The following is a 7,459-nucleotide window of genomic DNA, read 5'->3' on the forward strand; positions in this document are numbered from 1 at the left end:
GGTCAAGGATGCCGATGGCACGACGATCGTCGACTGGGCATCTCGCCTTGGCCAGACGATCCCTGCGGAGGTCGACTTCGATCTCGACAATGCCAACCCGGCCTCGGGCGCGCTGCGCAAGAAGTGCACGGCGGTGAAGCGCTCGGTGCTTCGCGGACTGAAGGGCGTCGGGGTGCCGCGTATGATCGTCGGTCTCTGCGACGACGCCTTCTGGGATGATCTGATTGCGCACCCGGACGTGGTCAAGCTCTATGAAGCCACGGCCAATGCGATCAGCCTGTCGGCCGACGTGACCTGGGAAACTTTCCGCTTCGGCGGCCTCACCTTCGCCAACTATCGCGGCACCGACGACAACTCGACCGTCGCCGTCCCGGCCGACAAGTGCAAGTTCTTCCCGGTCGGCGCCGGCATCTTCAAATGGGCGATGTCGCCCGGCGAAAGCTTCGACGATATCGGCACGATGGGTCAGGATGCCTATTCCCGCATCATCCTCGACGACAAGCGCAACGAATGGGCTGACGTCGAAGTCGATTCCTATGTGCTGCCGGTCTGCACGATGCCGCAGGCTCTGCACCGGGCCCGCCGCACCTGATAGCGGTTTCATGTGGACTGCCGAGAAAATATGGCCCGGCGAGACGGTGTTCATCCTCGCCGCCGGGCCATCGACCAGGGCGCTCGACCTGTCGAGCCTCGAGGGGCGCCGGGTCATCGCCGTCAAGTCGGCCTGGAAGGAGTATCCCAAGGCCGACGTGCTGTTCTTCGCCGACGGGCGCTGGTGGCGCGAGAAGGCGCTGCGTCCAGGGCCTGACGAATTCGCTGGGCTGATCGTCACCTCGGCGAAAGAGATCGGCGACCCCCGCGTGAAAGTGATCGGCAGGGCGGTCAATGCGCGGCATGGATTCGCGACTAGGCCAGACCAGGTGGCGCTGGAGCGGTCATCGACCACGGGGGCGATCAACCTCGCCATTCATTTCGGCGCCGCGCGCATCGCGCTTCTCGGCGTCGACGCCAAGATCGGGGTGGACGGGCGTCGCCACAATCATGGCCTCAGATGGCCGTGGCCGCCATCGAAGTCCTGCTGGAAAGACCAGATAAATGAATTTGCAATGATGGCTCCGTCGGCTGCGAAAGCCGGCGTCGAGATCGTCAACGCCAATCCCGACAGCGCGGTCACCTGCTGGCCGCGCGTGCCGTTCGATCAGTGTATCGAGAAGGTGTTCGCATGAACTGGGGCAGTCCGGCCCAAAAGCAGTCGATCTGGATCGGTTTCGATAAACGCGAGGCCGACGCCTACGCGGTCTGCCGCCATTCGATCAACCGCCACCTGATCGCGCCGATCCCGGTGCGCGGCGTAGTGCTGACCGACCTGCGCACCGGCGGCCTCTACACGCGGCCGACAGGCAAACGCGACGGCCGGCTCTGGGACGAGATCTCCGGCGCCGCCATGGCGACCGAGTTCGCCTGCTCGCGCTTCCTGGTGCCGCGGCTGGCGAAGTCCGGCTGGGCGCTGTTCATGGACTGCGACATGCTGGTGCGCTGCGACCTGCAAAAGCTGTTCGCGCTCGCCGACCCGACGAAGGCGGTGATGGTGGTCAAGCACGACCACCAGCCGCGCGAGACGGTCAAGATGGACGGCCAGGCGCAGACCCGCTACGCGCGAAAAAACTGGTCGAGCGTGATCCTGTGGAATGTCGACCATCCGGCGCATGCGGCGCTGACCACCGAGCTGGTCAATTCCGTACCCGGCCGCGACCTGCACCGCTTCTGCTGGCTCGACGACGACGAGATCGGCGAACTCGAGCCGAAATGGAATTTTCTGGTCGGCCACTCGGATCCGGCGATCAACCCGTCGATCGTCCATTTCACCGACGGCATCCCGACCATGCCCGGCTACGAGGACTGCGCCTATGCCGACGAATGGCGCGCCGAGCTGGAAAGGTGGGCGGCATGAGCGTGCGACCTTTTCCTCGCCCCGTTTACGGGGAGAGGATAGTTCGCCCCGCCGAGGCGAAGCCGAGGCGTTGGGCGATCTTGGTGAGGGGTGCTCGTAGGGCGCCTTCTCTTGAGGCGCAGCATCCCCCTCACCAAGCGCGGCCAGCGGTTCGCGTGCCGCTCACCGGGCCTTGCTATCCTCTCCCCGTAAACGGGGCGAGGAAGAGGCGCGAAGCCGCCAGGCTTCGTCGCTGGGCGGCCTGATGGGCTACGGCGACCAGCTCATGGGCTCCGGCCTGGCGCGCGGCGCGGCGGCGCGGGGAAAGCGCGTCGCGCTCGGCGACGGCCGCCGCATCCTGTGGGACAAGCACTCGGAGGAAATCTTCCGCGGCAATCCTAACCTGGCGCCGCCCGGATCGGAACGCGACCCGGATATCGAATGGATGCCGTTCTACAAGGGCCACCGTCTCTACAACAAGCGCCTCGGGCCGCGCTGGAAATGGAATTTTGCTTTCCATGCCGTGCCGGGTGAGCTCTTCTTCGGGGCGTCGGAACTGACCGCCGGCCGGCGCTACAGTACGGGATTCGTGGTCATCGAGCCGCAGAGCGCACAATGGAAATCTGTCGCCGCCAACAAGGATTGGGGCGTCAAAAACTTCCAGGCGGTCGCCGATCGGCTGAAGGCTGCCGGCTTCCGGGTCGTCCAGTTCCGTGGCGATCTCAGTGCCGTGGCGCTGCAAGGCGTCGAGCAGCTGGGCACGCGCTCGTTCCGCGACGCGCTGGCGGTGCTGGCGCATGCCGCGCTCTATATCGGCGGCGAAGGCGGCCTGCACCATGGCGCTGCGGCGGTCGGCATCCCGGCCGTGGTGCTGTTCGGTGGCTTCATCCCGCCATCGGTGACCGGCTACGCCACGCACACCAACCTCACCGGCGGCGCCGAGGCCTGCGGCTCGCTCAACCCCTGCCCGCACTGCCGCAAGGCGATGCAGGCAATCAGCGTCGGCCATGTCGTTGCCGCCGCCGCCAGCCATCTTTCGGAGCCGAGCAGAAAATATGGATAAGTCACCGCAGGGCGTGCAGCGCCGCGTCGCCGGCTACCACGATTTCCGCATGGACGGCATGACCGACCTGGTGCTGCGCGCCCAGGGGAAATCGGTGTTCGACATCGGCTGCAATCGCGGCGCCATCGGCTTCGAATTCGCCTGCAATGGCGCGACGACCGTGCACGGATGCGATATCTACGAGAAGGGCATCGAGGCGGCGCGCGAGTGGTTCGCGGACCTGCGCAAGGTCGACAGCCGCTTCGAGGTGATCGACCTCACCGGCGGCCCGGCGGCGCTGAAACCATTCGGTGCGCGGAAATACGATTTCGTGCTCTGCATCGCCACCTATCACAAGCTGAAGCGGATCATGGCGGCGGAAGACCTTTCGGCGCTGATGCAGTATTTCGGCAAGGCGACGAAGGGCTATTTCGCCTGGCGCGGCACCTCCGACAAGCCGGACGAGAACGAGGAGGAGATGGCGGCGCTCGACCGCGAACTCGGCGAGGTCGGCCTGAAGCGCATCCACACCTCCTACCTCTCCGCCGAACTCGGCGTCGCCGCCATCTGGTGCCGGCCATGAACGCGATGCTGCAGGTCGAAGCCGAGATCGACGCGCTGGCCGAGCTGTTCGCGGCCGCGGGCGTTCGCTCCTTCATCGAGATCGGTTCGAAGTTTGGCGGGTCGCTCGCGAGGATCGCGGCGCGGCTGCCCGCCGGCTCGCGCATCGTTTCGGTCGACATGCCGGCCGGCACCGTTGCCTGGCCGCAGAGCGAGGCCGAGCTGAAGGCGGTGATTGCTCGCCTGCAGCTGCAGGGTTTTGACGCGCATGTGATCTGGGGCGATTCGACGGCGCAAGCCGTGATCGACAAGGTCCAGGCGCTCGGCCCGTTCGACGCCGTCTTCATCGACGCCAACCACACCCTGCCCTTCGTCGAGAAAGATTTCGCGAACTACGGCCCGATGGCGCGCCTCGTCGCCTTTCACGACATCGCCTGGCACCGCGCGCCGGACTGGAAGGAAGGCAAGCGCATCGACGTGCCGGTCTTCTGGGAGCGCGTGAAGGGCGCGCATCGCCATCAGGAGTTCAAGTTCTGCCCGACCGGCAAAAACAACGGCATTGGTGTGCTATGGCGGGATTGACCATCGTCACCTTCAAGTGGGGCGACAAATACGGCGCCGACTATGTGGCCAAGCTTCAGGGCGGCGTCCGCCGCAATCTGCGGCAGGATTGTCGGTTCGTCTGCTTCACCGATCATGTCGAAGGCGAGCCGGAGATCACGCATCATCGGCGCTATGGCGAGATCGAGTTGCACGCCTTGCCGGCGGCGGCCAAGTATCTGACGGCCGTCAAGGGTTGTTTCGCCAGGCTATCGCTTTTTGATCCTGACGTTCAGCGGCTGCTCGGATTTCCCGGCGACCGCATCGTCTGCATGGATCTCGACTTGGTCATCACCGGCCCGCTCGACGATCTGTTCGCCCGGCCGGAGCCGTTCACCATCCTGCAGGGCGTCAATTCAGCCAATCCCTGCCCGTTCAACGGCTCGCTGTGGATGCTGGAGGCCGGCTATCGGCCGGACGTCTGGAATGAATTCTCGCTCGAGCTGGCGGCCAAGGTGCCGTTTTACGAGTTTCCCGACGACCAGGCGTGGCTGGCCGACATGCTGCCCGACGCCGGATCCTTCGGCCCGGAAGACGGCGTCTACGCCTTCCAGAAGCGCGGCTGGCCTAAGGGTGAGGCGCTGCCCAGGAATGCGCGCATCGTCGCCTTCCCGGGCTGGCGCGACCCGTCGCAATACACGCGGCTCGACTGGATGCAGGAGCATTGGCGTGTCTGAGGCCCGGCTCGCGACAAGCGAGCCGTTGGCCGCGCTTGGTGAGGGGTGCTGCGACGGTCGGCGCGAGACCCCCCTCTCTGGCCTGCCGGCCATCTCCCCCGCAAGGGGGGAGATCGGAAGTTCGGTCGACCCCGCCAAGGTGGCCCTGTTCATCCCCGGTCACCTGAAGAAATTCAAGCTGGCGCTGTTCGAGCGCATCGGCGCGACGATCAAGGCCGCCGGCGGGCAGGTCATCAAGGGCGATATCGTAGCGCTTGCCGCGCTGCCCGCTTCTATCGTGCCGATCGTTGGCTGCACGCCGGAGCTCCGGCCGCTGATCGAAGCCTGGAAGGCGACCGGCCGGCGCTGGATCTACTGGGACCGAGGATATGCAAGGCGTGTGTTTGCCACCGACCTTCCCACGGGCGCTGACGGCGGCTTCTACCGCTGGCATGTCGGATCCTTCCAGTTGCAGGCAATTCGCCCGCTGCCGGATGACCGCTGGAAGGCGCTGAAGGTCGATGTCTGGCCCTGGCAGCGCACCGGCCGCCACATCGTCGTCGCCGAGCCGAGCGAGACCTATGAGCGCTTCCACGGCATCGAAGGCTGGACGCTCCGGACCGTGAAGCGGCTGAACGAACTGACCGAACGGCCGCTGCTCATCCGCAACAAGGAAATGCAGCGCTCCGGCCGGAAACTGCACGAGGACCTGAAGGGCGCGCACTGCCTGGTCGCGCACGGCTCCAACGCTGCGGTCGAGGCGGCGATCATGGGCTGCCCGATCTTCGTCCACCAGGACAGCGCCGCCGCGCTCGTCGGCCGCTGCGACCTCGGCCGCGTCGAGGAGCCGCTCTATCCCGACCGCCAGCCCTGGCTCAACGCGCTGGCCTATTCGCAATTCGACGAGCGCGAGCTCATCGACGGCACGCTCTGGAGGCTTTTGAGCTAGATGCCCGGCCTGGTCGACTTCGACTTCCTGCTCTTCGAGCAGTCGAGCTACGCCGTCTATGGCGAGGCGGTGACGCTGACTCTCGACGACACGGCCGGCTCGACTGTCGCACTCGACCTTATCGACGAGACGGCCGGCGTCGAGGTTCTCGACCATGCCTCGATCGCCACGGTGCTGCCGGCAGCGGCGGTCCGCGCAGCCCAGCTTGCCGATAGGAGCGTCTCCGCCGCCGATCTGCACGGCGCGGCGCTGACGCTGAACGGCAAGAGCTGGACAGTGAACCGGCACTCCTACCGGCCAACGCCGAATGGCGAGGCGCAGGGCGAGATCCTGCTTTTGCTGGAGGAACCGGATGGCGCTTGAAGATCGTCGCGAGGCCATCCTCGCCCGCCTGCTGGAGCTTGCGAAGGCGGTCGACGACACGGTCGAGGCGCGCCGCAATGAGAGCGGCCTGCCCGACACACAAAAATACGTCGTGCTGTTCGATGGCGACGAGCAAGCGGTCGGTGACATTCCGGGTCGCCGCAGCGCGACCGAGCCGCCGCCTCAGATTATGGAAATGACGCCAGAGGTGCAGTTCCGGCTGGCCAAGAATGCCAAGGATGTCGGCACGGCGCTCAATGCGCTGCGCATCAAGCTGATCGCGGCTGTCGCAACCGACCAGGCGCTGCTCGACCTGACGGTCAGGGGCAATGGCATCCGCGTCACTGGCTCGGCAACGGTGGCCGAGCGCGGCCGCTCCGTCGAAGGCGGCATCGGCGTCGCGTTCACCTTTGCTTATGTCCTGCGGCCCAACCGGCAAGTTTGAGTTCCCTCAAAAGCGTATCAACCGCCCCTCTCTTCCCTGGTGAACGGGACGGGCATCACCGAAAGGAACGGTCATGACCGACTCTCCCAGCACCGATAACTATTTCCAGGGCACCGGCTATGCTCTTTGGACGCCCGAGGGCGGCGCGCAGCGCGACCTCGGCAACATCGTCCAATGCGAGATCACGCCGTCGCAGGACAAGCTCGAGCACAAGAAGACGCGCGGCGGCTCGAAGAAGACCGATTTCACCCAATACAACAACCAGGCCATGCAGATCCGCATCGTGCTCGACGAGATCACGCCGGAGAACCTGCAGCTGCTCTTCATGGGCAGCGATCCCGAGGCCAACACCGACGGCTCGAAGACCATCCGCCTGATGAACCAGAGCGTCATCAAGGGCGCGCTCGAATTCATCGGCGACAATGTCCAGGGCCAGAAGGTGCATGGCGTGTTCCCGTCAGTCTCCTTCGGCCCGACCGGCAGCTTCTCGCCGATCGAGGACGCCGATTTCGGCCAGATCGAGATCACCGGCGACCTGCTCGCCATCACCTACACCGACGGCTCGTCCGACTTCGGCACGATGACCGTAACGCCGCAGGCCTAAAAGACATGGTTGGTTTGCTCGATATCGCGCCGCTGACGGAAAAGGTTTCTGTCGGCGGCAAGTCATTGGTCGTGTATGGCGTGTCGGCGAGCGGGCTCGTCTCGCTCATCGCGCGCTTCCCCGAAATTCGCATGCTGATGAACGGCAAGGAAGTCGATGTCGGCAGCCTGATGACGATCGGTGGCGATGCCATCGCTGCCATCATCGCCGCCGGCATCGGTCTTCCCGGGGACGAAAAGCAGGAAGCGGCCGCGGCCCGCCTTCCGCTTGAGATCCAGGCGGACATCCTGGCCGCCATCATCAAGGTGA

The 7,459-nt window shown here is 65.4% G+C and carries 12 protein-coding genes; all 12 read left to right on the forward strand.

Annotation, left to right across the window (positions count from 1 at the left end; translation table 11 throughout):
• On the forward strand, positions 1-592 hold a 592-nt coding region (locus EOA28_RS18265), incomplete at its 5' end, for a major capsid protein (RefSeq protein ID WP_189342089.1).
• A 10-nt stretch (positions 593-602) separates the two neighbouring features.
• The gene (locus EOA28_RS18270; RefSeq protein WP_128315122.1) at positions 603-1,226 is read left to right on the forward strand and encodes a hypothetical protein; all 624 of its coding nucleotides are present in this window, start codon (positions 603-605) and stop codon (positions 1,224-1,226) included.
• Positions 1,223-1,951, forward strand: coding sequence for a hypothetical protein (locus EOA28_RS18275; protein ID WP_128315123.1), 729 nt, complete (start codon positions 1,223-1,225; stop codon positions 1,949-1,951). Before EOA28_RS18270 ends, EOA28_RS18275 begins: the two co-directional genes overlap by 4 nt.
• Before the next feature lie 244 nt (positions 1,952-2,195).
• On the forward strand, positions 2,196-2,993 hold the full coding sequence (locus EOA28_RS18280; protein ID WP_128315124.1) for a glycosyltransferase family 9 protein: 798 nt from the start codon (positions 2,196-2,198) through the stop codon (positions 2,991-2,993).
• Complete coding sequence (locus tag EOA28_RS18285; RefSeq protein ID WP_189342090.1) at positions 2,986-3,555, forward strand: class I SAM-dependent methyltransferase; 570 nt, start codon at positions 2,986-2,988, stop codon at positions 3,553-3,555. The genes EOA28_RS18280 and EOA28_RS18285 overlap by 8 nt, the downstream gene beginning before the upstream one ends.
• On the forward strand, positions 3,552-4,115 hold the full coding sequence (locus tag EOA28_RS18290) for a class I SAM-dependent methyltransferase (RefSeq protein ID WP_128315126.1): 564 nt from the start codon (positions 3,552-3,554) through the stop codon (positions 4,113-4,115). Before EOA28_RS18285 ends, EOA28_RS18290 begins: the two co-directional genes overlap by 4 nt.
• On the forward strand, positions 4,103-4,810 hold the full coding sequence (locus EOA28_RS18295) for a hypothetical protein (RefSeq protein ID WP_128315127.1): 708 nt from the start codon (positions 4,103-4,105) through the stop codon (positions 4,808-4,810). Before EOA28_RS18290 ends, EOA28_RS18295 begins: the two co-directional genes overlap by 13 nt.
• Positions 4,803-5,738, forward strand: a complete 936-nt coding sequence (locus EOA28_RS18300) for a hypothetical protein (RefSeq protein ID WP_128315128.1) — start codon at positions 4,803-4,805, stop codon at positions 5,736-5,738. Before EOA28_RS18295 ends, EOA28_RS18300 begins: the two co-directional genes overlap by 8 nt.
• On the forward strand, positions 5,739-6,101 hold the full coding sequence (locus EOA28_RS18305; protein WP_128315129.1) for a hypothetical protein: 363 nt from the start codon (positions 5,739-5,741) through the stop codon (positions 6,099-6,101).
• Positions 6,091-6,546: a hypothetical protein gene (locus tag EOA28_RS18310; RefSeq protein WP_128315130.1), complete on the forward strand. Its 456-nt coding sequence runs from the start codon at positions 6,091-6,093 to the stop codon at positions 6,544-6,546. The genes EOA28_RS18305 and EOA28_RS18310 overlap by 11 nt, the downstream gene beginning before the upstream one ends.
• A gap of 73 nt (positions 6,547-6,619) precedes the next feature.
• On the forward strand, positions 6,620-7,150 hold the full coding sequence (locus EOA28_RS18315) for a hypothetical protein (protein WP_128315131.1): 531 nt from the start codon (positions 6,620-6,622) through the stop codon (positions 7,148-7,150).
• A gap of 5 nt (positions 7,151-7,155) precedes the next feature.
• A partial coding sequence (locus EOA28_RS18320; protein WP_148670752.1) for a hypothetical protein occupies positions 7,156-7,459 on the forward strand: 304 nt, incomplete at its 3' end.

The organism is Mesorhizobium sp. M2A.F.Ca.ET.067.02.1.1, from assembly GCF_004023285.1.
In the GTDB taxonomy this organism is placed as follows: Bacteria; Pseudomonadota; Alphaproteobacteria; order Rhizobiales; family Rhizobiaceae; genus Mesorhizobium.

Bases quoted from the DNA above. Each gene is read 5' to 3' on its own strand.
- EOA28_RS18270 (WP_128315122.1), top strand. From the start codon at position 603: ATGTGGACTGCCGAGAAAATATGGCCCGGCGAGACGGTGTTCATCCTC.
- EOA28_RS18275 (WP_128315123.1), top strand. From the start codon at position 1,223: ATGAACTGGGGCAGTCCGGCCCAAAAGCAGTCGATCTGGATCGGTTTC.
- EOA28_RS18280 (WP_128315124.1), top strand. From the start codon at position 2,196: ATGGGCTACGGCGACCAGCTCATGGGCTCCGGCCTGGCGCGCGGCGCG.
- EOA28_RS18285 (WP_189342090.1), top strand. From the start codon at position 2,986: ATGGATAAGTCACCGCAGGGCGTGCAGCGCCGCGTCGCCGGCTACCAC.
- EOA28_RS18290 (WP_128315126.1), top strand. From the start codon at position 3,552: ATGAACGCGATGCTGCAGGTCGAAGCCGAGATCGACGCGCTGGCCGAG.
- EOA28_RS18295 (WP_128315127.1), top strand. From the start codon at position 4,103: ATGGCGGGATTGACCATCGTCACCTTCAAGTGGGGCGACAAATACGGC.
- EOA28_RS18305 (WP_128315129.1), top strand. From the start codon at position 5,739: ATGCCCGGCCTGGTCGACTTCGACTTCCTGCTCTTCGAGCAGTCGAGC.
- EOA28_RS18310 (WP_128315130.1), top strand. From the start codon at position 6,091: ATGGCGCTTGAAGATCGTCGCGAGGCCATCCTCGCCCGCCTGCTGGAG.
- EOA28_RS18315 (WP_128315131.1), top strand. From the start codon at position 6,620: ATGACCGACTCTCCCAGCACCGATAACTATTTCCAGGGCACCGGCTAT.